Here is a 23,306-nt window from a genome sequence, read left to right on the forward strand (position 1 = left end):
CACATCGCAATAAATCTTGCCTCTTCATGAAGCTGTCATAAACACATCCTAGACTGCGGGGATTGCCACTTTCCCTTCCTCCGCAATGCGCCTCGCACAGCTCCACACCGGCACCAAAATCCTCGGTTCCTTCTGCCTCGTTTCCCTGCTCATCGTGATCATCACCGGGGTCGCGCTGTGGCGCATGCAGGCGGCCGACCGGATCGCCTCCGACCTCGTCAACGACAAGCTGGCCAAGCAGCAGCTCACTTCGGACCTGCTCGGCGTGGCCCAGTTGAACGGCCTGCGCATCATGTCGATCGCGCGCAGCGACAGCATCGAGCTGGCCGACCTGTACAAGGCCCAGCTGCAGCAGGGCGAGCGCCGTGCGGCCGGGATCGAAGCCGCGATTCACGCCTTGCCGTCCTCGCCCGCCGAACAAACCCTGCTGGAGGCAACGCTGCGCCACAAGACGGCGCTGGCCGCGGTGGCGAAGGTCGTCTTCGAGGCCAAGGACATCGGCCGCATCCAGGAGGTCGACCGCCTGCTCGGCGCCGAGCTCGAGCCGGCCTTTGCCCGCTATGCCGCCAGCCTCGACGCGCTGCTCGACTACCACACGCGCCAGGCCCACGCGCTGGTCGGCGCGTCGGCCAGCGCGTCCAGTTTCAGCCGCACCGTGCTGCTGGTGCTGGGCGCGACGGCGCTCGTCACCGGCGGCCTGCTCGGCTGGATGCTGACCCGGAACATCGTCGGCCCGCTGCAGCAGGCCGTGGCGCTGGCCGAGCAGGTCGCGCGCGGCGACCTGCGCCCGGTCATCGAGCACAAGCGCGCGGACGAAATCGGCCGCCTGTTCGATGCCCTGAACGCCATGACGAGCGGCGTGTCGGCCACGGTCTCGCGGGTGCTGAGCGGCGCCCGGGCGATCGACAGCGCCTCGACCGGCATTGCCGACGGCAACATCGAGCTGACCGGGCGCACCGAGCGCCAGGCCGGCGCCCTGAAGCAGACCGCCGCCGCCATGCACGACCTGACCGGCGCGATCGCCCGCAACAACGCCAGCGCCCAGCGCGCCAACGCCCTGGCGCAGGATGCCTCCCGGGTCGCCGCCGAAGGCGCCCGTGCGGTCGAGCAGGTCGTGGCGCGCATGGACGCGCTCAAGGGCTCGGCCGAGAAGATCGTCAACATCACCGGCATGATCGACAGCATCGCCTTCCAGACCAACATCCTCGCGCTGAACGCGGCGGTGGAGGCGGCGCGGGCCGGCGCCGAAGGACGCGGCTTCGCGGTGGTGGCGGCCGAGGTGCGCAGCCTGGCCCAGCATTCGGCGGCGGCGGCCAAGGAAATCAAGGGACTGATCGGCGCCTCGGCCGGCGAGATCGAAGCGGGCACCGGCATCGCCAGCGCAGCCGGCGCGACCATGCGCGCGGTGCTGCACCACGTGCAGGAAGTGGCGCAGCTGCTGGCGGCGATCGATGCCGACAGTTCGGGACAGGCGAGCGGCGTGGCCGAAGTCGGGCGGGCGATTGCCGACATCGACCTGGCGACGCGGCAGAATGCGGCGATGGTGGAAGAAGCTGCTGCTGCTGCGGAGGCGATGCGGAGCCAGGCGGCGGAGTTGTCGCAGCTGGTGGGGACGTTCAAGGTGAAAACGCAGGGCAGGGAGCTGGCCCTGGCCTGATGCACAGGTTCCAAACGCGTGGAGTCAGGAGGCTCGGCGCCCCCCTCACACCCTACATCTGGCGCGATGCGTAGGGTGGGGTCCCGACCCCACGCGTTACAACGCCCGCAGAACCGCGATCAAATCGCCGCCAACGCCCTCCGCAAATCCGCCCGCTGGTCTTCCAAGTGCTCGATCCCCACCGACAGCCGGATCAGGCTATCGCTGATCCCCAGCTCCGCCCGCTGCGCAGGCGGAATCGTCGCGTGCGTCATCAGCGCCGGATGCTCGATCAGGCTTTCGACCCCGCCCAGGCTCTCGGCCAGCGTGAACACCTTGCACGCTTCCAGGAAGCGGCGCGCCCCAGTCAGGTCGGCGTCCAGCTCGATCGAGATGATGCCGCCATAGCCGTTCATCTGGCGCCGCGCCAGCGCGTGCTGGGGATGCGATTCCAGGCCCGGATAAAACACCTTGCGTACCTTCGGTTCCTGCTCGAGCCACCCGGCCAGCGCCAGCGCATTGGCGCTGCTGCGCTCGACGCGCAGGGCCAGGGTCTTGATACCGCGCAGCACCAGGAAGCTGTCGAAGGGCCCCTGGATCGCCCCGACGGCATTCTGGATGAAGCCCAGCCCTTCGCGCAGGTCGCGGTGGTGGGCGGCGCTGCCGACCACCGCGACCCCTCCTATGACGTCCGAGTGGCCGTTCATGTACTTGGTGGTCGAGTGCACGACGATGTCGATGCCGAGCTCCAGCGGACGTTGCACAATCGGGCTGGCGAAGGTGTTGTCGCAGACCGTGAGGATGCCGCGCTCGCGGCACAGGCGCGCGATCGCCGCCAGGTCGGCCAGTTTCAGCATCGGGTTGGTCGGCGTCTCGACCCAGACCAGGCCTGTCTCCGGGCGCAGGGCGGCTGCCAGCGCCTCCGGGTCGGCCAGGTTCACGTAGGTGAAATCGTGCCCGGCGCTTTTCCGGCGCACGCGCTCGAACAGGCGGTAGGTGCCGCCGTACATGTCGTCGCCGGCGACGATGTGCGAGCCCGCCGGCAGCAGCTCGAGCACGGCGGAAATCGCCGCCAGGCCCGAGGCGAAGGCGAAGGCTGCGCTGCCGCTCTCGATGTCGGCCACGCAGCGCTCCAGCGCCCAGCGCGTCGGGTTGTGCGAGCGGCCGTAGTCGAGGCCCTTGTGCACGCCCGGGCTCTCCTGCGCGAAGGTGGACGTCGCGAAGATCGGCGGCATCACCGCGCCGGTGCCGGGTTCGGGCGACTGGCCGCCGTGGATGACGCGGGTGGCGATGTGCTGTTTGTTCTCTGGAGTGCTCACGATAGGGTCCTGCGCAGGTGGTTGAGGAGGTCGAAGCGGGTGATCAGGCCATAGAAGCGCTCGCCGTCGCAGACGACCGCGGTCAGGCCGCGGTCGAGGATCTCGCGCAGTGCCTGCATGCCGGCGGATGGGGCGAGCGTTTGCAGTTGCGAAGTCATGGTGTCCGCGACCGGCGAGCCGAAATGCCTGGCGTCGGTGGTCACGTGCAGCAGCAGGTCGGACTCGTCGATGATGCCGACCAGGCGGCCATTGTCGATCACGGGCATCTGCGCCAGGTCGCTGCTGCGCATGCGGTTGAAGGCGGTCAGCAGGGTGTCGGTGGGCGCCACGGTCACCACTTCGCCGGCGTCGAAGCGGCGGCCGATCAGGTCGCGCAGGTCGCCCGTTTTCGGACGCTGCAGCAGGCCCTGGTCGACCATCCAGCCGTCGCTGTAGACCTTGGTGAGGTAGCGGGTTCCGGTGTCGCAGACAAAGGTGACGACGCGTTTCGGCGTGGTCTGGGCGCGGCAGTAGCGCAGGGCGGCGGCCAGCAGGGTGCCGGTCGAGGAGCCGGCCAGGATGCCTTCCTGCTGCAGCAGGGCGCGCGCCGTGTTGAAGCTTTCTTCGTCGCTGATGGTGTAGGCGCTGCGCACGCGCGACAGGTCGGCGATGCCGGGGATGAAGTCCTCGCCGATGCCCTCAACCGCCCAGGACCCGGCATCCTTCGAGAGGTGGCCGGTGTTCACGTACTCGGCCAGGATGGACCCCTGAGGATCGGCCAGCACGAATTCCAGGTTCGGCTGGACGCGGCCGAAGTAGTTCGACAGGCCGGTCAGCGTGCCCGAGGAGCCGACGCCGACCACGATCGCATCGAGCTCGTGGCTGGCCTGTTCCCAGATTTCGGGACCGGTCGTGGTTTCGTGGGCGCGCGGGTTGGCCGGGTTGTTGAACTGGTCGGCGAACCAGGCGCCGGGAATCTCGCGCGCCAGCCGCGCCGCGTAGTCCTGGTAGTACTCGGGATGGCCCTTGCCGACGTCGGAGCGGGTCAGGTGGATCTCGGCGCCCAGCGCTTTCAGGTGCAGGATCTTTTCGGCCGCCATCTTGTCGGGCACCACCAGCACGACCCGGTAGCCCTTGATGCGCGCCACCAGCGCCAGGCCGAGGCCGGTGTTGCCGGCCGTGGCCTCGACCACGACGCCGCCGGGTTTCAGGCTGCCGTCGCGTTCGGCCGCTTCGATCATGGCGCGGCCGATGCGGTCCTTGATCGAGCCGCCGGGATTCTGCGACTCCAGCTTGAGGAACAGCTGGCACGGACCGGTATCCATGCGGGTGACCTGCACCAGCGGGGTGTTGCCGATCAGGGAGAAGATTGCCGCTTGGGACGGGTGCTGCAGTGTGCGTTGCATATTGCCTCCAAAGGCGCCTGGTGGGCGCCGCGACTGCGGAAAGAGGGCGCGCGGATAGGCGCCGGGGCCGTGTAAAAAAGACATCGTACGGCGCTTCCACACCGGAGAGTTTGAAATGGCGCGAAGGATGTTCACTGAGATCGTCACGCAGATTTCATGGTCCCCGCAATCCAGCATAGCACTGCAAAGCATTGCCTTAACAATAAGAAATCCTCATGTCGATATGCGATTTATCAGACGTGCTTCTGGATCGGCGGCTAGAGTATGCGCGGCCCTCGAGTCCGGCGTGAAGACGGGGAAAACCCGCCATGCATGAGGCCTTCGCCCTTAAATGTTTGCCAATAAGTTAAATCGAGAATGTTATACTTGAGCAATTAAAATGCCTGTCACTCCCGAGACCATGATCCTCAAGCGCACCCTTTCCCTCGCCGTTGCCGGCGCCCTGTTCCTGTTGGCGAGCTGCGGCGGCCACGACGGCGTGGAGCTGGGCCCATTCCCGGCGATCAACGTGACCGAAGGCGACGCGCCTGTCACGCTGATGGCGCCGAGCTCGAAGAGCCCGGGAACCTTCAGCTATACCAGCAGCAACGAGCGCGTCGGCAGGATCGCGGGCGACTTGATCATCATCGGCGAACCCGGCACCAGCACGATTACCGCGCAGCAGGGGCGCGTAGGCAGCTATTACCCAACCTCGACCAGCACGACACTCACCGTCGCGGTGCGCGTGTGCGAGCCGCCTGCGGTGAAAGAGCAGGGGGTGTGCGTCGTGCCGGTAAGCACTGCCGGCACGATCACCAGTGGAGGCCTGGCATGGATGCCCGCCAGCGCGGCGACCCTGACCTGGTCCGCGGCCTACTCCTTCTGCAAGACCTCGAAGATCGGGGGCACGACGGGCTGGCGCCTGCCCACCCAGCCGGAGTTGAACACGCTCCATGCGTCCGGCCAGTTGGCCGGGAAAGCGTGGACGCTGGGGGATACCTGGACCTCCACAATCGGCGTCCCCGAGAAATCGTTCGTCGCCGTCAATCTGTCGAGCAATGTCTCGACGCAGGTGGAATACGACAAGAAAATATTCGTCAGCTGCGTGCGCTAAGCCGGCTGAGCTGAACGGCGCACCGGCGCCCGTCAGGTCCCGGCGCGCAGCCGCCGCCACAGGGTCGTGCGGCTGATGCCGAGGTGACGGGCTGCGGCGTCGCGCTGGCCGCCGAAGCGCGCCACGGCCTCGGCGGCGGTTTCAAGCGCCGCCGCGGGCAGGGCAGGTGGGGGCAGGGCGCCATGCGCCGCCGCTTCCTGGCGCCCCAGTTCCGGCGCAATCGCCAGTAAAAAGCTCGGCCCCAGGGCCTGCAGCGGCTCGGCCGCGAGGAACAGGGCCAGGCGCTCCATCAGGTTGCGCAGTTCGCGCACGTTGCCCGGCCAGCCGTAGCGCTCGAGCAGCGGCGCGCAGGCCCGCACCTCGGCGTGCAGGTTCGGATGCGGCCGGGCGCCCAGCGCGGCCAGCGCGCCCTTGAGCGACCATTCCGCCAGCGGCACGATGTCCGGCACCCGCGCGCGCAGCGGCGGCAGGGCCAGGCGCAGCACCGCGAGGCGATAGAACAGGTCGGCGCGGAAGCGCCCCTCGCGCACGCGGCTTTCCAGGTCGCAGTGGGTGGCGCTGATCACCCGCACGTCGATCGGCACCGGGCGCGTGCCGCCGACCCGCATCACCTCGCGCTCTTCCAGCACGCGCAGCAGCCGGGTCTGCAGGGCGAGCGGCATTTCGCCGATCTCGTCGAGGAACAGGGTGCCGCCGTTGGCCGCCTCGAACAGCCCCGCATGCCCGCCGCGTCGCGCCCCCGTAAATGCCCCTTCCTCGTGCCCGAAGAGTTCGGACTCCAGCAGCGACTCGGCGATCGCGCCGCAGTTCACGGCCACGAAAGGCCGGTTCGCTCCCAGGCTGCGCGGCCCCTCGCGGTGTATCGCCTGGGCCACGAGTTCCTTGCCGCTGCCGGTTTCGCCCTGGATCAGCACCGTCGCCGGCGAGCGCGCATACAGCACCACGGTCTGGCGCAGGCGTTCCATGGCGTCGGACTCGCCGCGCAGGTCGTTCAGGCCGCGCCGCGCGCGCCGCGCTTCGGTCGCCGGGCCGCGCCGGATGCGGTTCGCTTCCAGGTGGGTCAGGCGCGCCACTTCCAGCGCATCGTCGAAGGCCTGCCGGATCGACGCCGCCGAATACAGGAACACGCTGCCGACGCCCGCTTCCTCGGCCAGGTCGGTGATCAGGCCGGCGCCGACGATGACCTCGATGCCGGCCGCCTTCATTTCCTTGATCGCCGCGCGCGCATCCTCGCGCGTGACGTAGCTGCGCTGGGCGATGTCGAGGCCGAAGGTAGCGGCGAACTCCGCCAGTTCGGGCAGCGGCTGCTGGTAGCTGATCACGCCGATACGGGACGAGGCCTTGCGCGCGCGCGCCAGCGCCTGCAGCACGTCGTAGCCGCTGGCCTTGGCGACAATCACCGGCGCCGAAATCCGCCCGCGCAGGTAGGCGCCATTCGAGCCCGCCGCGATCACCACGTCGCAGCGCTCGGTCGCCATGCGCTCGCGGATGTGGCGCGCAGCTTCGTCGAAGCCGAGGTTGATCGGTTCGATGCTGGCGAGGTGGTCGTATTCGAGCGTGATGTCGCGGAATAGGTCGGACAGGCGGGACACGGACACGGTCCAGATCACCGGCTTGTCGCCCGCTTCCGGCGTTGAGCGGGAGGCATGTTTCATGTTTCAAGTGTAACGTATTTCGGTACCATGTTTCAGGTGAAACACCACGCGCGGCGTGCGCCGCAAGTCGGCAGTCAGTGGCAACCTAGAGGTTCAATTCGCCAGTAACCCGTGATTGCCTACGAACCGCATACTAGGAGAAAAAAATGGACGAGGATCTTGTTCAAACAATCAAGGCGGATCCGAATTACCAGAAGCTCGTCAGGACCCGCTCGCGCTACGGCTGGACCCTCACCTGGCTCATGATGGCCGTCTACTACGGCTTCATCCTGCTCGTCGCCTTCAACAAGGAAATGATGGGCGCGCGCCTGGGAGACGGCGTGATGAGCTGGGGCATGCCGATCGGGCTGGCGGTGATCGTCTTCACGATCGTCATCACGGGCATCTACGTGCGCCGCGCCAACAGCGAATTCGACGAACTGACCGCCGCGATCCGCGAGCGGGCCAAGGCATGAGGAGCGCCGCCATGATCCGCATCCAGCATCTCTGCGCCGCCGTCCTGTCGAGCTTTGTTGCCGGCGGCTCCTTGGCTGCCCCCGTCATCGGCGAAGCGCAGAAGCAGCCGACCAACTGGACGGCGATCTCCATGTTCGCCGCCTTCGTCGTCTTCACCCTGTTCATCACCAAGTGGGCCGCCGGCCGCACCCGCTCGGCCTCGGACTTCTACACCGCCGGCGGCGGCATCACCGGCTTCCAGAACGGCCTGGCGATCGCCGGCGACTACATGTCGGCCGCCTCCTTCCTCGGCATCTCGGCCGCGGTCTTCCTCGACGGCTACGACGGCCTGATCTACGCCATCGGCTTCCTGGTCGGCTGGCCGGTCATCACCTTCCTGATGGCCGAGCGCCTGCGCAACCTGGGGCGCTTCACCTTCGCCGACGTCGCCGCCTACCGCTTCGCGCAGACGCCGATCCGCCTGTTCGCCGCCTCCGGCACCCTGGTCGTGGTGGCCTTCTACCTGATCGCGCAGATGGTCGGGGCAGGGCAGCTGATCAAGCTGCTGTTCGGGCTCGAGTACTGGATCGCGGTCGTCATCGTCGGCATCCTGATGATGGTCTACGTGCTCTTCGGCGGCATGACCGCCACCACCTGGGTCCAGATCATCAAGGCCGTGCTGCTGCTGTCGGGCGCCTCCTATATGGCCTTCGCGGTGCTGGCGCAGTTCAACTTCAGCCCCGAGGCGCTGTTCGCCAAATCGGTCGAGGTGCATGCCAAGGGCGACGCCATCATGGGGCCGGGCTCCTTCATCAAGGACCCGATCTCGGCCATCTCCTTCGGCATGGCGCTCATGTTCGGCACCGCCGGGCTGCCGCATATCCTGATGCGCTTCTTCACCGTGCCGAGCGCCAAGGAGGCGCGCAAGTCGGTGTTCTGGGCGACCACCTGGATCGGCTACTTCTACATCCTCACCTTCATCATCGGTTTCGGCGCCATCGTCCTGGTCGGCACCAATCCCGCGTTCAAGGATGCGGCCGGCAAGCTCGTCGGCGGCAACAACATGGCGGCGGTGCACCTGGCGCAGGCGGTCGGCGGCGACGTCTTCCTCGGCTTCATTTCGGCGGTCGCCTTCGCCACCATCCTCGCGGTGGTGGCCGGCCTGACGCTGTCGGGCGCGTCCGCCGTCTCGCACGACATCTACGCCACCGTCATCAAGCAGGGCAGGGCGGGCAGCGCCAAGGAGCTGAAGGTGTCGCGCCTGACCACGATCGCGCTCGGCATCGTCGCGGTGTTGCTGGGCATCGCGTTCGAGAAGCAGAACGTGGCCTTCATGGTGTCGCTGGCCTTCGCCATCGCCGCCTCGGCCAATTTCCCGGTGCTGTTCATGTCGGTGCTGTGGAAGGATTGCACGACGCGCGGCGCGACCATCGGCGGCTTCATCGGCCTCATCACGGCGGTGGTGCTGACGCTGCTGTCGAAATCGGTCTGGACCGATGTGCTCGGCTATGGCGAGGCGCCTTTCCCCTACACCTCGCCCGCGCTGTTCTCGATGTTCGCCGGCTTCGCCAGCATCTGGCTGATCTCGCTGGTCGACAAGAGCCCGCGCGCGCGCCTCGACCGGGCCGGCTATGAAGCGCAGGAAACGCGCTCGGAAACCGGGATCGGCGCGGCAGGGGCGTCCGGGCACTGACGTCTGCCTAGGGGACGAAACCCCGCACGCGTTGCGGGGTTTTTTTCGCCCGGCGCTCCACTCTGTGTTTCAATGGGTGTTTCAAGGTGAAACACTGTGTTGCTGGCGCAACACGGGTAGGGGCCGTTGCTGGGTGCACTGCCAAGCCAAGTGCCTGATATCAAAGGAGAAGCAGCGCCGCCCCCGAGCTGGCACGGCCCTTGCATAATCCCTGCCATTCCAACGTCACACCAGAAAGGCCAGGTCATGAGTCACTATTCCGCAGGCGCCGCGTTCCGCAAGGCCGTGCAAGAAGAATCCCCACTGCAAGTCGTGGGCGCGATCAACGCCAACCATGCGCTGCTGGCCAAGCGCGCCGGCTTCAAGGCCATCTACCTGTCGGGCGGCGGCGTCGCTGCCGGCTCGCTCGGCCTGCCTGACCTCGGCATCTCCAACCTCGACGACGTGCTGACCGACGTGCGCCGCATCACCGACGTCTGCGACCTGCCGCTGCTGGTCGACGTCGACACCGGCTTCGGTTCCTCGGCCTTCAACGTCGCGCGCACCGTGAAGTCGATGATCAAGTTCGGCGCGGCCGCCATCCACATCGAAGACCAGGTCGGCGCCAAGCGCTGCGGCCACCGTCCGGGCAAGGAAATCGTCTCGAAGCAGGAAATGGTCGACCGCATCAAGGCCGCCGTCGACGCCCGCACCGACGAGAACTTCGTCATCATGGCGCGCACCGATGCGCTGGCCGTGGAAGGATTCGATGCCGCCATCGAGCGCGCCGTGGCCTGCGTCGAAGCCGGCGCCGACATGGTGTTCCCGGAAGCGATGACCGAACTCGGCATGTACTCGAAGTTCGCGAAAGCCGTCGGCGTGCCGATCCTGGCCAACATCACCGAATTCGGCTCGACCCCGCTGTTCACCGTGGAAGAGCTGAAGACGGCCGACGTCGGCCTCGTGCTGTATCCGCTGTCGGCCTTCCGCGCCATGAACAAGGCGGCCGAAAACGTCTACACGGCGATTCGCCGCGACGGCAGCCAGCAGGCCGTGGTCGACACCATGCAGACCCGCGCCGAACTGTACGACCGCATCAACTACCACGACTTCGAGCAAAAGCTCGATGCACTCTTCGCAGCACAGAAAAAATAATTGACACCTGATTTGGAGACCAACATGACCGAACAAGCCCCAGCTTTCAAGCCAAAGAAATCCGTCGCCCTGTCGGGTGTCGCCGCCGGTAACACCGCCCTGTGCTCGGTCGGCAAGTCGGGTAACGACCTGCACTACCGCGGCTACGACATCCTGGACGTGGCCAACTCCTGCGAATTCGAAGAGATCGCCTACCTGCTGGTGCACGGCAAGCTGCCGACCATCGCGGAACTGAAGGGCTACAAGGCCAAGCTGCGCAGCCTGCGCGGCCTGCCGCAGGCCGTCAGGCTCGCCCTGGAAGCGCTGCCGGCCGGCAGCCACCCGATGGACGTGATGCGTACCGGTGTCTCGGCCCTGGGCTGCGCGCTGCCGGAAAAGGACGACCACAACATCGCCGGCGCGCGCGACATCGCGGACCGCCTGATGGCCTCCTTCGGCTCGATGCTGCTGTACTGGTACCACTACAGCCATAACGGCAAGCGCATCGAAACCGAGACCGACGACGACTCGATCGGCGGCCACTTCCTGCACCTGCTGCACGGCCACGCGCCGAAGGAAGAGTGGGTGCGCGCGATGCACACCTCGCTGATCCTCTATGCCGAGCACGAATTCAATGCCTCGACCTTCACCGCGCGCGTGATCGCCGGCACCGGCTCGGACATGCACTCGGCCATCACCGGCGCCATCGGCGCGCTGCGCGGCCCGAAGCACGGCGGCGCGAACGAAGTGGCGCTCGACATCCAGAAGCGTTACGAGAACGCCGACGAAGCCGAAGCCGACATCCGCAACCGCGTGGCGAACAAGGAAGTCGTGATCGGCTTCGGCCACCCGGTGTACACGATCAGCGACCCGCGCAACGTCGTCATCAAGGAAGTAGCGCGCTCGCTGTCGCAGGAAGCCGGTTCGATGAAGATGTTCGACATCGCCGAGCGCCTGGAATCGGTCATGTGGGAAGTGAAAAAGATGTTCCCGAACCTGGACTGGTTCTCGGCCGTGTCCTACCACATGATGGGCGTGCCGACCGCCATGTTCACGCCGCTGTTCGTCATCTCGCGCACCTCGGGCTGGGCCGCGCACATCATCGAACAGCGCATCGACAACAAGATCATCCGCCCGAGCGCGAACTACGTCGGTCCCGAGGACCTGCAGTTCGTCCCGATCGAAGAGCGCAAATAAGTTACTGAGTTTGAAATGAACAACGCATACCGCAAACCCCTGCACGGGACCAATCTGCATTACTTCGACGCGCGCGAAGCCGTCGACAGCATCCAGCCGGGCGCCTGGGACGGGCTTCCCTACACCTCGCGCGTGCTGGCCGAAAACCTGGTGCGCCGCTGCGAGCCGATGGCCCTGGTGCCTTCGCTCAAGCAATTAATCGAGCGCAAGCGCGACCTCGACTTCCCCTGGTTCCCGGCGCGCGTGGTCTGCCACGACATCCTCGGCCAGACGGCGCTGGTGGATCTCGCCGGCCTGCGCGACGCCATCGCGCAGGAGGGCGGCAACCCGGCCCTCGTCAACCCGGTGGTGCCGACCCAGCTGGTGGTCGACCACTCGCTGGCCGTGGAATGCGGCGGCTTCGACCCGGACGCGTTCGAAAAGAACCGCGCCATCGAGGACCGCCGCAATGAAGACCGCTTCCACTTCATCGACTGGACCAAGAAGGCCTTCCAGAACGTCGACGTGATCCCGCCGGGGAACGGGATCCTGCACCAGATTAACCTCGAGCGCATGTCGCCCGTAGTGCAGGTCAAGGACGGCGTCGCCTTCCCGGACACCCTGGTCGGCACCGACTCGCACACGCCGATGGTCGACGCGCTGGGCGTGATCGCCATCGGCGTCGGCGGCCTGGAAGCGGAAAGCGTCATGCTGGGCCGCGCGTCCTACATGCGCCTGCCCGACATCGTCGGCGTCGAGCTGACCGGCAAGCCGCAGCCGGGCATCACCGCCACCGACGTGGTGCTGGCGCTGACCGAGTTCCTGCGTGCGTCGAAAGTGGTCTCGACCTATCTGGAATTCTACGGCGAGGGCGCAGCCAACCTGACCCTGGGCGACCGCGCGACCATCTCCAACATGGCGCCGGAATTCGGTGCGACCGCCGCGATGTTCTACATCGACGAGCAGACCATCAAGTACCTCAAGCTCACCGGCCGCGAGGACGAGACCGTGAAGCTGGTCGAGCTCTATGCCAGGGAAACCGGTTTGTGGGCGGACAGCCTGAAGACAGCCGAGTACGAGCGCGTACTGCGGTTCGACCTGTCGAGTGTCGTGCGCAACATCGCCGGCCCGTCGAACCCGCACAAGCGCGTGCCGACCTCGGAACTGGCCGCGCGCGGCATTTCGGGGGTGGTCGAGAACGAGCCCGGCAAGATGCCGGACGGCGCCGTCATCATCGCCGCGATCACCAGCTGCACCAACACGAACAATCCGCGCAACATGATCGCCGCCGGCCTGCTGGCGCGTAACGCCAACGAGCGCGGCCTGCTGCGCAAGCCCTGGGTGAAGTCCTCGCTGGCGCCGGGCTCGAAGGCCGTGTCGCTCTACCTGGAAGAAGCCGGGCTGATGCCGGAACTGGAAAAGCTGGGTTTTGGCGTCGTCGCCTTTGCCTGCACCACCTGCAACGGCATGAGCGGCGCGCTCGACCCGGTCATCCAGCAGGAGATCATCGAGCGCGACCTGTACGCGACCGCCGTCCTGTCGGGCAACCGCAACTTCGACGGCCGCATCCACCCGTATGCGAAGCAAGCCTTCCTGGCCTCGCCGCCGCTCGTCATCGCGTACGCCATCGCGGGCACGATCCGCTTCGACATCGAGAAGGACGTGCTGGGCACGGACGCGCAGGGCAACGAGGTGAAGCTGGCCGACATCTGGCCGAGCGATGCCGAGATCGACGGCGTCATCGAGCAGAGCGTGAAGCCCGAGCAGTTCCGCAAGGTGTATACGCCGATGTTCGCGCGCGTGGCCGACGATGGCGAGCTTGTGTCCCCGCTCTACGACTGGCGCGAGATGAGCACCTACATCCGCCGTCCGCCCTACTGGGAAGGCGCGCTGGCCGGCGAGCGGACCTTGTCCGGCATGCGTGCGCTGGCGGTCCTGGGCGACAACATCACGACCGACCACCTGTCGCCGTCGAACGCCATCATGATGGACAGCGCCGCCGGCGAATACCTGTTCAAGATGGGCCTGCCGGAGGAGGACTTCAATTCGTACGCCACCCACCGCGGCGACCACTTGACGGCGCAGCGCGCGACCTTCGCCAACCCGACCCTGAAGAACGAGATGGTGCGCAATCCGGACGGTACTGTCCGTGCCGGTTCGCTGGCACGGATCGAACCGGAAGGGCAGGTCACGCGCATGTGGGAAGCCATCGAGACCTACATGGAACGCAAGCAGCCGCTGATCGTGATCGCCGGCGCCGACTATGGCCAGGGCTCGTCCCGTGACTGGGCGGCCAAGGGCGTGCGCCTGGCGGGCGTGGAAGCAATCGTCGCCGAAGGCTTCGAGCGCATCCACCGCACCAACCTGGTGGGCATGGGCGTGCTGCCGCTGGAGTTCATGCCGGGCGTGAACCGCCTGAGCCTGGGCATCGACGGCACCGAGACCTTCGACGTGATCGGCGAACGCACCCCGCGCGCAACGCTCACCCTGGTGATCAACCGCCGCGACGGCCAACGCATCGAGGTGCCGGTCACCTGCCGCCTCGATACGGCCGAAGAGGTGTCGATCTACGAGGCCGGCGGCGTGCTGCAGCGTTTTGCGCAGGACTTCCTGGCCTCATCTAAAGTCGCAGCGTAAAACCGTAGGGTGGACGGGTTTCCCGTCCACGCGTTCAACCTACGTTTGCGTGCCGCGGCGTAAATTCGCACCGCGACCGATCGTCGGCTGGTTGAACGCGTGGACGGCAGAGCCGTCCACCCTACGTCATCATGGAATCAAACAAATGCAACACACCCCCCAAATCAAAATCCCCGCCACCTACATGCGTGGCGGCACCTCGAAAGGCGTCTTCTTCCGCCTGCAAGACCTCCCCGAAGCCGCCCGCGTCCCTGGCCCGGCCCGCGACAAGCTCCTGATGCGCGTGATCGGCAGCCCCGACCCCTACGGCAAGCAGATCGACGGCATGGGCGGCGCCACCTCGAGCACCAGCAAGGCCGTCATCGTCGCCAAGAGCACGCGCCCGGAGCATGACGTCGACTACCTGTTCGGCCAGGTCTCGATCGACAAGCCTTTTGTGGACTGGAGCGGCAACTGCGGCAACCTGTCCTCGGCGGTCGGTTCGTTCGCGGTCAACGCCGGGCTGGTCGAGCGCGAGCGCGTGCCGCGCGACGGCATGGTCACGGTGCGCATCTGGCAGGCCAACATCGGCAAGACCATCGTCGCCCACGTCCCCGTGACGGGCGGCGAGGTGCAGGAGACGGGCGACTTCGAGCTCGACGGCGTGACCTTCCCGGCCGCCGAAGTGCAGCTCGAGTTCATGGACCCGGCGGCGGACGAGGAGGGCGCCGGTGGATCGATGTTCCCGACCGGGCAGCTGGTCGACCAGCTCGACGTGCCCGGCCTCGGCACGATCCCGGCGACGATGATCAACGCCGGCATCCCGACCATCTTCGTGAATGCCGAAGACATCGGCTACACGGGCACCGAACTGCAGGAGGCCATCAACGGCGACCCGCGCGCGCTGGCGCTGTTCGAAACGATCCGCGCCCACGGCGCGCTGCGCATGGGCCTCATCAAGAAGCTGGGAGAGGCCGCGAGCCGCCAGCACACGCCGAAGGTCGCCTTCGTTGCGCGCCCGCGCGACTACGTCTCCTCGAGCGGCAAGCCGGTGGCAGCGGCCGACATCGACCTGCTGGTACGCGCCATGTCGATGGGCAAGCTGCACCACGCGATGATGGGCACGGCGGCGGTGGCGATCGGCACCGCGGCGGCCGTGCCGGGCACGCTGGTCAACCTTGCAGCCGGCGGCGGCGAGCCGGCCGCGGTACGTTTCGGCCATCCGTCGGGCACCTTGCGGGTGGGCGCCGAGGCGGCCCTGGTCGACGGCGAGTGGAGCGTGACCAAGGCCGTCATGAGCCGCAGCGCACGCGTGCTGATGGAAGGCTGGGTGCGGGTGCCGGGCGACTGCTTCTGAGCACTTGCAGGGCGCCGTTCTACCCGCGCCGCATGAAGGTGTAAAGCGAAAACCCGGGGGCTGTGCGGTCCCCGGTTTTTTTTGTAATGACGCTGTAGAGATTCCGGCCGCACTGGTTTATCATCCAGCAACATTTGTTGGCCTGTATTCAGGCCGCATGCCAGGGGAATCGCGGGGATGGACAGAATTACGAGCAAACCAGCTTTTGTGGCCGATGCGCTGGGCCTCATCGCGGGGGCGGCCTGCGCGGTCGATGCGTCCGGCATCGTCTTCGCAAGCAATCACGCGATGGCCACGCTGGTGGGCGAGTCGCCCGAGGGCCGGTCGCTGCTCGACCTGTTCAGCGGCCGGGCCGCCCGCGTCGCCGTCTTCGAGCTGCGCCGCGCCATGCGCGGCGAGCGCTGCTGGAACACCCGCCTGAGCGCCGGCGGCGTCGACATCGCCGTGCAGGTGCGCTCCAAACCCCTGGCGCCGGGAGCGGGCGCGCCAGGCGCCACCTTCGTGTTCACCGACGTCAGCGACTACGAGCGCGGCCAGCAGGCGCTGCGCACGGCCATGCACCAGCAGAAGGCGATCTTCGACAACGCCCCGGTCGGCATCGTCTTCACCAAGCCCGGCCTCCTCAAGGAATGCAATCCGCGCCTGTCGAGCATGGTCGGCTACAGCGTCGAGGAACTGGCCGACCGCGACGCGGGCGAGATGTTCGCCTCGCAGGAAGAGTACCTGCGCTTCCGGGACGAAGCCTATGCGGCGCTCGGCTCGGGCAGCATCTACGAGAAAGCCGAGTGCCAGTTCCGGCGCCGCGACGGTTCGCGCTTCTGGGCGCGCGTGCGCGCCAGCGCGGTGGTGCCGGGCCGGCGCGACGCCGGCACGATCTGGATCATCGAAGACGTCAGCGAAACGCGCCACGCGCGGCGCGAGCTGCAGGCGCTGATGAACAACGCCTCGCTGGCGATCATGTTCACCCGCAAGCAGCGCGTGCGCCGCTGTAATGCCGGCTTCCTCGACATGTTCGGCTATACGGACGCGGAGGCCGAGCGCCTGGAGGTGCGGGCCCTGCACCCGAGCGCGGACCACTTCAACCGCATCGCGGCCGAAGCCTATCCCATGTTCGCGCAGGGGCAGACCTACCAGGGCGAATCGGAGCTGGTCCGCCGCGACGGCACGCCGATCTGGGCCAAGATCATCGGCTATGCGGTCAATCCCGACCAGCTCTCGCACGGCTATGTGTGGATCGTCGAAGACCGCACCCGCCAGAAGCGCGACGAGCAGTCGCTGCGCGTGGCGCTGCTGGAGAACCAGGCCATCCTCGACACCGCGGTGCTCGGGATCGCCGTCGTCGAGAACGGACGCACGGTCCATTGCAACCGCAAGATGGAGGAGCTGTTCGGCTACGCGCCCGGCGCCTGCAACGGCACCAGCATCCGCTCGCTGTATCCGGACGCCCGCGGCTGGCAGGCGGCGCGCCGCGAGACGGCGCGCGACTTCGCCGCCGGCCGCGTCAGCGTCGGCGAGTACGAGATGATGCGGCGCGACGGCGCGCGCTTCTGGGGCCGGCTCTCGGGCAGGCCCTTCGACCTGGCCGACCCGGGCGGGCGCAGCCTGTGGCTGGTGGACGACGTGACCGCGCAGCGCGAGGCCGCCGAGGCGGTGCGCCGCGCGCGCGACGAACTCGAGGTGCGCGTGATGGAGCGCACCGCCGAACTGGCCGGCGCCAACGCGCTGCTGCAGGAAGAGATCCTCGAGCGGCGCCAGGCCGAGGCGCGCGTGCACCACATGGCCTACCACGACAGCCTGACCGGCCTGCCGAACCGCGCGCTGCTGGCCGACCGCCTCGAACGCGCGATCCAGGCCGCGCGCCGCGCGAAGGGCAAGCTGGCCGTCATGTTCCTCGACCTCGACCGCTTCAAGAACATCAACGATTCGCTCGGCCACGCCACCGGCGACTACCTGCTGCAGGAGGTGTCCGGGCGCCTGTGCCGCGCGGTGCGCGCCAGCGACACGGTGGCGCGCCTCGGCGGCGACGAGTTCGTGGTGCTGATCCCGAGCGTGCAGGCGATCGAGGAATGCAGCGCGGTGGCCGACAAGATCATCGAGGCGCTGGCCACGGCGGTGCCCTTCGAGGGCCACCACCTGCACATCTCTCCCTCGATCGGCATCTGCCTGTATCCGGACGATGGCCTCGACGTGGAAACCCTGATGCGCAACGCCGACGCCGCGATGTACCAGGCCAAGGCCGCCGGCCGCAACAACTACCAGTTCTTCACCCAGCGCATGAACGGCGCCGCGGCGCGTCATTTCGAACTCGAATCGAGCCTGCGCCAGGCGCTGGCGAACGGCGAGTTCGAGCCCTTCTACCAGCCGATCATGGATATCGCCACCGGCCGCGTGCATGCGCTGGAAGTGCTGCTGCGCTGGCGCAAGCCGCAGCCGGGAGGAGGGCGCGAACTGGTCCTGCCCGACGACTTCATCCCGGTGCTGGAAGAGAACGGGATGATTGTCCCGGTCGGCGAATGGGTGATCCGGCGCGCCTGCGAGCAGAGCGTCGCCTGGCAGCGGGCCGGCATGGCGCCGGTGCCGCTGGCGATCAACCTGTCGGCGCGCCAGTTCATGCACAAGGCGCTGGTGGAGTCGATCCGGCGCATCGTCGAAGAAACCGGCATCGACCCGGCGCTGGTGGAATTCGAGATCACCGAGACCGCGCTGATGCAGCACGGCGAGCAGACGCTCGACATCCTCGGCCAGATCAACCGCATGGGCATGCGCCTGTCGATCGACGACTTCGGCACCGGCTACTCGAGCCTGGCCTACCTGAAGCGCTTCCCGGTCAGGAAGATCAAGATCGACCGCACCTTCGTGCGCGAGCTCGAGGACAGCAGCGAGGACCAGGCCATCGTCGCCGCCGTGATGGCGCTGGCCAACAGCCTGCAGCTGCAGGTCGTGGCCGAGGGCGTGGAGACGGAGCAGCAACTGGCGCTGCTGCGCGGCTACGGCTGCCAGTACGTGCAGGGCTGGCTGTTCGCGCGGGCGCTCGATAGCGAGGCGACCGGACAACTGCTGCGCGACGGCGGCATCTGAATCCGTAGGGTGGACGGCTCCGCCGTCCACGCGTTCAATAGGTCCTAAATCATTCGCGAGGTAGCGACGGCTGGCTGAACGCGTGGACGGGAAACCCGTCCACCCTACGTCCCTCCGTTTGGCATCCCGGATTAATTTAGCGTTGCAATCACCGGCGTATGATCCGACGGCTGCTCCCACGTCCGCGGCTCGCGGTCGATGACGCAGCCCGTGCAGCGCTTCGCCAGCTCGCCGGACAGCAGGATGTGGTCGATGCGCAGCCCGCGGTTGCGGCGGAAGCCCATCATGCGGTAATCCCACCAGCTGTACTGCTTGTCCGGCTGCTCGAACATGCGGAACGAATCCACCAGTCCCAGGCCCCCTAAAGCGACCATCGCCGCCCGTTCGCGTTCCGAGCAATGGATCTTGCCTTCCCATTCGACCGGGTCGTGCACGTCGCGGTCTTCCGGCGCGATGTTGTAGTCGCCCAGCAGCGCGAGCTGCGGATGCTGCGCCAGTTCCTCGGCCAGCCACTCGTGCAGTGCGCTCAGCCAGGACATCTTGTAGACATATTTGTCCGAATCGACCGCCTGGCCGTTCGGGATATACGCGCACACGAAGCGCACCCCGCCGATGGTGGCGGCGATGATGCGCTGCTGCTCGTCCTCGAAGCGCGGATTGTTTTTGACGACGTCGAGAATCGGCAGGCGCGACAGGATGGCGACGCCGTTATAGGTTTTCTGGCCAGTAAAGGCGACCTGGTAACCGGCCGCGTTGATTTCCGCGACCGGGAATTTATCGTCCGTGAGTTTGGTTTCTTGCAGGCAGAGGACGTCGACCGGATGCGTTTCCAGCCAGCGCAGCAGATGGGGCAGGCGGACTTTCAGCGAATTGACGTTCCAAGTAGCTATTTTCATTGAGTAAGTAGGTGATCAGTGTCGGATGCGGCAGACCTTCTGCCGCAGTGCGTGCGCAGTATCGAGCCTGATGAGAATTCTTGCAACTTTGGAGGAGTGTGCACAAATCGCACACATCTGCAATTCATTTGCTTGAAAAGCAAGCACGATGCTCTAAAAACAAGTTAGTAGTTTAAAATATATTGCCAATACGATTGCAATTTAGTGGTAGCGGGAAGTAACACTTACGGTGTAGCATGTCACATTCTGTGGATGTTACTCAGAGGTAATATCCAGTTGTTTCCGGATAACGTGCGGGATAGTATTTTCCAGGACATCTCCCGCTCCGAGGCCGCGCACGATTGAGTTCATCCGTGCAAGGGTCTCGGCGCTGGAATGGTACTATGGTGAAATATTGCTGTTTCGATAGCGAATATCCGTACCCACATGAAAAGGACAGAGATGCGCAGTGCATTTGAAGCATGGGCCCAGCGCGATGGCCACATTGTTCGTCGCCGTGAGGACAAACCCGAGGAATACCTCGTCTACGAAACCCAGCGCCGCTGGGTGATCTGGCAGGCAGCCCTGGCGCATGGCGCCAAGACGGCAGCCGAGACGCCATCCAAGTTCGAGGGCGCCGTCAAGGCGGTCCAGCCCGACGAGGCAGCCGTGCGCAATCGCGTGCTCAACGAGGTGCTGGACGCCTTCAGCGACCTCGACGAGACCGCCGGCATGGAAGGCGTGCTGAAGGTCATCCAGGGCCTGAAGAAGAAGCAGAAGGCCACGGCCGAGCAAGCCTGATGCAATACAGGCATTACAAAGGCGGTCTCTACGAGCTGGTCTGCGAGGCCACGCTCGAGGCCGACCTGACGCCGATGATCATCTACCGCGCAGCCGACGGCTCGATCTGGGCGCGGCCGAAGGCGGTGTTCTTCGAGCCGGTCGAGGTCGATGGGGTGATGGTGCCGCGCTTTGCGCCGGTGTCGTAGGCTGAAATAAGATTTCATTGATGAGCCGCGCGTGAAATAATCTTTCACGCGCGGCTTTTGTTCGCTTACGCCAGCATGTTCTATATGTAGGGTGGACGGGTTTCCCGTCCACCCTACGAAAAACGGGCCGCATCAGCGGCCCGTTCTCATTTCAGCTTACCGGATCAAACACGGTTCATCAGGAAGGTCGTCAGCAGCGGAACCGGACGGCCGGTCGCGCCTTTTTGCGCGCCGCTCTTCCAGGCGGTGCCGGCGATGTCCAGGTGGGCCCAGGTGTAGTTGCGGGTGAAGTTCTCGAGGAAGCAGGCCGCAGTGATCGAGGCGCCGCCTGGCGTGCCGATGTTGGCCAGGTCCGCGAAGTTCGACTTCAGCTGCTCGTTGTACTGCTCGCCGATCGGCAGGCGCCATGCGCCGTCGCCGGTCTGCTTGCCGGCGTCCAGCAGTTCGTCGGCCAGGGCGTCGTGGGCGGCGTCGTGGCGGGTGAACAGGCCGCTGTTGTGGTGGCCCAGCGAGACGATGCAGGCGCCGGTGAGGGTGGCGATGTCGACCACGGCCGCAGGCTTGAAGCGCTCGGCGTAGGTGAGGGCGTCGCACAGGATCAGGCGGCCTTCGGCGTCGGTATTGAGGATCTCGATGGTCAGGCCGTTCATGGCGGTGACGATGTCGCCCGGCTTGGAAGCGCGGCCCGACGGCATGTTCTCGCAGGCGGCGACGATGCCGATCACGTTCAGCTTCAGGCCCATTTCGCCGATGGCGCGGAAGGTGCCCAGCACCGAGCCGGCGCCGCACATGTCGTACTTCATTTCGTCCATGCCGGGGCCCGGCTTGATCGAGATGCCGCCGGTATCGAACGTGATGCCCTTGCCGACCAGGACCACCGGCGCGTCCTTCTTGCCGCCGCCCATGTGCTTGAGGACGATGAACTTCGGCGCCTCGTCGCTGCCCTTGGCCACCGACAGGAAGGAACCCATTTTCAGTGCTTCGAGCTGCTTGCGCTCCAGGACTTCGATCTCGAAGCCGTGGTCGTCGGCCAGCTTGCGGGCGACGGTGGCGAGGTAGGTCGGGGTGCAGATGTTCGGCGACAGGTTGCCCAGTTCCTTGGTCAGGCTCATGCCGTTGGCGATCGCGATCGCCTGCGCCAGCGTGGCCTTGGCTTCCGCGTTCGACAGCGGCACCGCCAGGGTGATCTTGCGCACGCCGGTCAGGGCAGGGTCCTTCTTGCTCTTTTGCGCGTCGGTGCGGAATTCGCCTTCGGTGGCGGCGATGACGATGGCGCGCATGGCCCACTCGGGCTCGCGCTCTTTCACTTCGGTGGTCGGAAATGCGATAATGGCATCCGCCGCGCCCAGCGACGCGAAGGCTTTGAGCGTCGCGCCGACCGCGGTATTGAAGCTCTTCTCGCCCACCGCCTCGTCGGCGCCCATCCCGACCAGCAGCACGCGCTGTGCGGCCACACCGGCCACGCCGCGCAGCAGCAGGGTCGTACCGGCCTTGCCGGTGATGTCGCCCGACTTCAGTGCCGCAGTGATTTCACCGGTTTGATCGAGGGCTTTCGCAGCCTGCGACAGTTTTTTGTTTTCGAACACCGCCACTGCGACACAGCCGGTCTTGGCCGCGGCCAGGGTGTTTTTTGTGTCGAATGCTTTTATGCTAAAGTCCATTTGATTCTCCGTTTCGTTTTGTGCGCAGTGTGCTTGACGCTGCCTAACCTGCAATTATAACTATCGAATGATTTTCCAACGCGCCCTGCATCGTGAACTGGCCAGCGCAGCCGGGGCAACCTTCACGGTATTGTTCACGGTGTGCGTCACCTGGACCCTGATCGCCATCCTCGGCAGGGCCGCGGGCGGGCGTGTGGCATCCGGCGACGTCGTCGCATTGATTGCCTTTCAATCACTGAATTATCTGCCAACTGTCCTGATTCTCACCAGTTTTATTTCTGTGCTGGTGGCCGTCACGCGCAGTTACCGCGATTCCGAAATGGTCGTCTGGTTCGCCTCGGGCCAGTCGCTGCTCGCCTGGATCCGTCCCGTGCTCACCTTTGGCCTGCCGCTGGTGCTGCTGGTGGGGACGGTGTCGCTGGTGGTCGCGCCCTGGGCCAAGATGAAGAGCGCGGAATTCATCCAGCGCTTCGAGAAGCGCGAGGACCTCAAGCGGGTGGCGCCGGGCCAGTTCCGCGAGTCCTCGTCCGCCGACCGCGTCTTCTTCGTCGAAGGCAGCACCAACGGATCGACCGTGGTGCAGAACGTGTTCGTCAACACCGACCAGGGCAAGGACGGCAAGTCGATCGTCGTCGCGCGCGAAGGCGTGATCGAGGCGGACGGCAAGGGCGGCCAGTACCTCGTGCTGAAAAACGGCCGCCGCTACCAGGGCGTGCCGGGGCAGGCCGATTTCCAGTCGATGGAGTTCGAGCGCTACAGCATGCGCGTGGCGACCACGGTGCCGGTGCTCGGCGCCGACGTGCCGCTCGACGCCCAGTCGACGCCGACCCTGCTCGCGATCGAGAACCAGTACACGCGCTCCGAGCTCCTCTCGCGCATCTCGCAGCCCATCGTCTGCCTGGTGCTGATCCTGCTCGCCATCCCGCTCGGCTTCGTCAATCCGCGCGCCGGCAGTTCGGCCAACCTTATTTTGGCCCTGCTGATCTTCTTTACCTACAATAACCTCGTCAAGATGGTCGAGGCCAGCGTCAAGCAGCAGAAGGTCGACTTCGCGCTCGCCTGGTGGCCGCTGCACCTGCTCGTCGCCCTGATCGTCTTCGGCCTCTTCGCCTGGCGCCTGAACGTGAACCACCATTACCACCCGCTGGTCCTGATCAATGCCTGGAAGCGCCGCCGCCACCAGCGCAAGACGGCGGGCGCCGACCTGGTGCAGACGCGATGAAAG

17 protein-coding genes are annotated in these 23,306 nt (G+C 66.2%); 12 read left to right on the forward strand and 5 right to left on the reverse strand.

Annotation, left to right across the window (positions count from 1 at the left end):
• Positions 1-85 precede the first annotated feature (85 nt).
• The gene (locus ACWCIA_RS09525; protein WP_454162692.1) at positions 86-1,657 is read left to right on the forward strand and encodes a methyl-accepting chemotaxis protein; all 1,572 of its coding nucleotides are present in this window, start codon (positions 86-88) and stop codon (positions 1,655-1,657) included.
• A gap of 119 nt (positions 1,658-1,776) precedes the next feature.
• On the opposite strand, the gene ACWCIA_RS09530 is transcribed toward ACWCIA_RS09525, so the two are convergent.
• Both ACWCIA_RS09530 and ACWCIA_RS09535 read right to left on the reverse strand, forming a co-directional pair.
• Positions 1,777-2,955 (reverse strand): trans-sulfuration enzyme family protein, encoded by a 1,179-nt coding sequence (locus tag ACWCIA_RS09530; protein WP_454162694.1) that lies wholly within the window; start codon positions 2,953-2,955, stop codon positions 1,777-1,779.
• A complete protein-coding gene (locus ACWCIA_RS09535) occupies positions 2,952-4,340 on the reverse strand; it encodes a pyridoxal-phosphate dependent enzyme (protein ID WP_454162696.1) in 1,389 nt (462 codons plus the stop codon). Before ACWCIA_RS09535 ends, ACWCIA_RS09530 begins: the two co-directional genes overlap by 4 nt.
• Positions 4,341-4,740: 400 nt before the next feature.
• On the opposite strand from ACWCIA_RS09535, the gene ACWCIA_RS09540 reads away from it, so the two are divergent.
• Positions 4,741-5,433, forward strand: coding sequence for an Lcl domain-containing protein (locus tag ACWCIA_RS09540; protein WP_454162697.1), 693 nt, complete (start codon positions 4,741-4,743; stop codon positions 5,431-5,433).
• Between the two features lie 32 nt (positions 5,434-5,465).
• On the opposite strand, the gene prpR is transcribed toward ACWCIA_RS09540, so the two are convergent.
• The gene (gene prpR / locus ACWCIA_RS09545) at positions 5,466-7,088 is read right to left on the reverse strand and encodes a propionate catabolism operon regulatory protein PrpR (protein WP_454162699.1); all 1,623 of its coding nucleotides are present in this window, start codon (positions 7,086-7,088) and stop codon (positions 5,466-5,468) included.
• A 146-nt stretch (positions 7,089-7,234) separates the two neighbouring features.
• Here prpR and ACWCIA_RS09550 point away from each other — a divergent pair, with 146 nt between their 5' ends.
• The 7 genes from ACWCIA_RS09550 (at position 7,235) to ACWCIA_RS09580 (ending at position 18,556) form a co-directional block, all read left to right on the forward strand.
• Positions 7,235-7,543: a DUF485 domain-containing protein gene (locus ACWCIA_RS09550; protein ID WP_454162701.1), complete on the forward strand. Its 309-nt coding sequence runs from the start codon at positions 7,235-7,237 to the stop codon at positions 7,541-7,543.
• 11 nt (positions 7,544-7,554) lie between these two features.
• Complete coding sequence (locus ACWCIA_RS09555; protein WP_454162703.1) at positions 7,555-9,216, forward strand: cation acetate symporter; 1,662 nt, start codon at positions 7,555-7,557, stop codon at positions 9,214-9,216.
• Positions 9,217-9,462: 246 nt separating this feature from the next.
• Complete coding sequence (gene prpB, locus ACWCIA_RS09560) at positions 9,463-10,350, forward strand: methylisocitrate lyase (protein WP_454162705.1); 888 nt, start codon at positions 9,463-9,465, stop codon at positions 10,348-10,350.
• A gap of 24 nt (positions 10,351-10,374) precedes the next feature.
• The gene (prpC, locus tag ACWCIA_RS09565) at positions 10,375-11,526 is read left to right on the forward strand and encodes a bifunctional 2-methylcitrate synthase/citrate synthase (protein WP_454162707.1); all 1,152 of its coding nucleotides are present in this window, start codon (positions 10,375-10,377) and stop codon (positions 11,524-11,526) included.
• Positions 11,527-11,541: 15 nt separating this feature from the next.
• A complete protein-coding gene (acnD, locus tag ACWCIA_RS09570) occupies positions 11,542-14,142 on the forward strand; it encodes a Fe/S-dependent 2-methylisocitrate dehydratase AcnD (RefSeq protein WP_454162709.1) in 2,601 nt (866 codons plus the stop codon).
• Positions 14,143-14,287: 145 nt separating this feature from the next.
• Positions 14,288-15,478, forward strand: coding sequence for a 2-methylaconitate cis-trans isomerase PrpF (gene prpF, locus ACWCIA_RS09575; RefSeq protein ID WP_454162711.1), 1,191 nt, complete (start codon positions 14,288-14,290; stop codon positions 15,476-15,478).
• A 177-nt stretch (positions 15,479-15,655) separates the two neighbouring features.
• The gene (locus ACWCIA_RS09580) at positions 15,656-18,556 is read left to right on the forward strand and encodes an EAL domain-containing protein (RefSeq protein WP_454162712.1); all 2,901 of its coding nucleotides are present in this window, start codon (positions 15,656-15,658) and stop codon (positions 18,554-18,556) included.
• Between the two features lie 131 nt (positions 18,557-18,687).
• Here the strand turns inward: ACWCIA_RS09580 and xth are convergent, their stop codons facing one another.
• A complete protein-coding gene (gene xth, locus ACWCIA_RS09585) occupies positions 18,688-19,452 on the reverse strand; it encodes an exodeoxyribonuclease III (RefSeq protein ID WP_454162714.1) in 765 nt (254 codons plus the stop codon).
• 441 nt (positions 19,453-19,893) lie between these two features.
• Here xth and ACWCIA_RS09590 point away from each other — a divergent pair, with 441 nt between their 5' ends.
• Positions 19,894-20,232 (forward strand): hypothetical protein, encoded by a 339-nt coding sequence (locus ACWCIA_RS09590; RefSeq protein ID WP_454162716.1) that lies wholly within the window; start codon positions 19,894-19,896, stop codon positions 20,230-20,232.
• The gene (locus ACWCIA_RS09595; protein ID WP_454162717.1) at positions 20,232-20,420 is read left to right on the forward strand and encodes a DUF1653 domain-containing protein; all 189 of its coding nucleotides are present in this window, start codon (positions 20,232-20,234) and stop codon (positions 20,418-20,420) included. Before ACWCIA_RS09590 ends, ACWCIA_RS09595 begins: the two co-directional genes overlap by 1 nt.
• A 164-nt stretch (positions 20,421-20,584) precedes the next feature.
• On the opposite strand, the gene ACWCIA_RS09600 is transcribed toward ACWCIA_RS09595, so the two are convergent.
• The gene (locus ACWCIA_RS09600) at positions 20,585-22,081 is read right to left on the reverse strand and encodes a leucyl aminopeptidase (protein WP_454162719.1); all 1,497 of its coding nucleotides are present in this window, start codon (positions 22,079-22,081) and stop codon (positions 20,585-20,587) included.
• Between the two features lie 67 nt (positions 22,082-22,148).
• On the opposite strand from ACWCIA_RS09600, the gene lptF reads away from it, so the two are divergent.
• Positions 22,149-23,303: an LPS export ABC transporter permease LptF gene (gene lptF / locus ACWCIA_RS09605; protein WP_454162721.1), complete on the forward strand. Its 1,155-nt coding sequence runs from the start codon at positions 22,149-22,151 to the stop codon at positions 23,301-23,303.
• Positions 23,304-23,306: the final 3 nt, after the last annotated feature.

The organism is Massilia sp. SYSU DXS3249 (genome assembly GCF_053668055.1).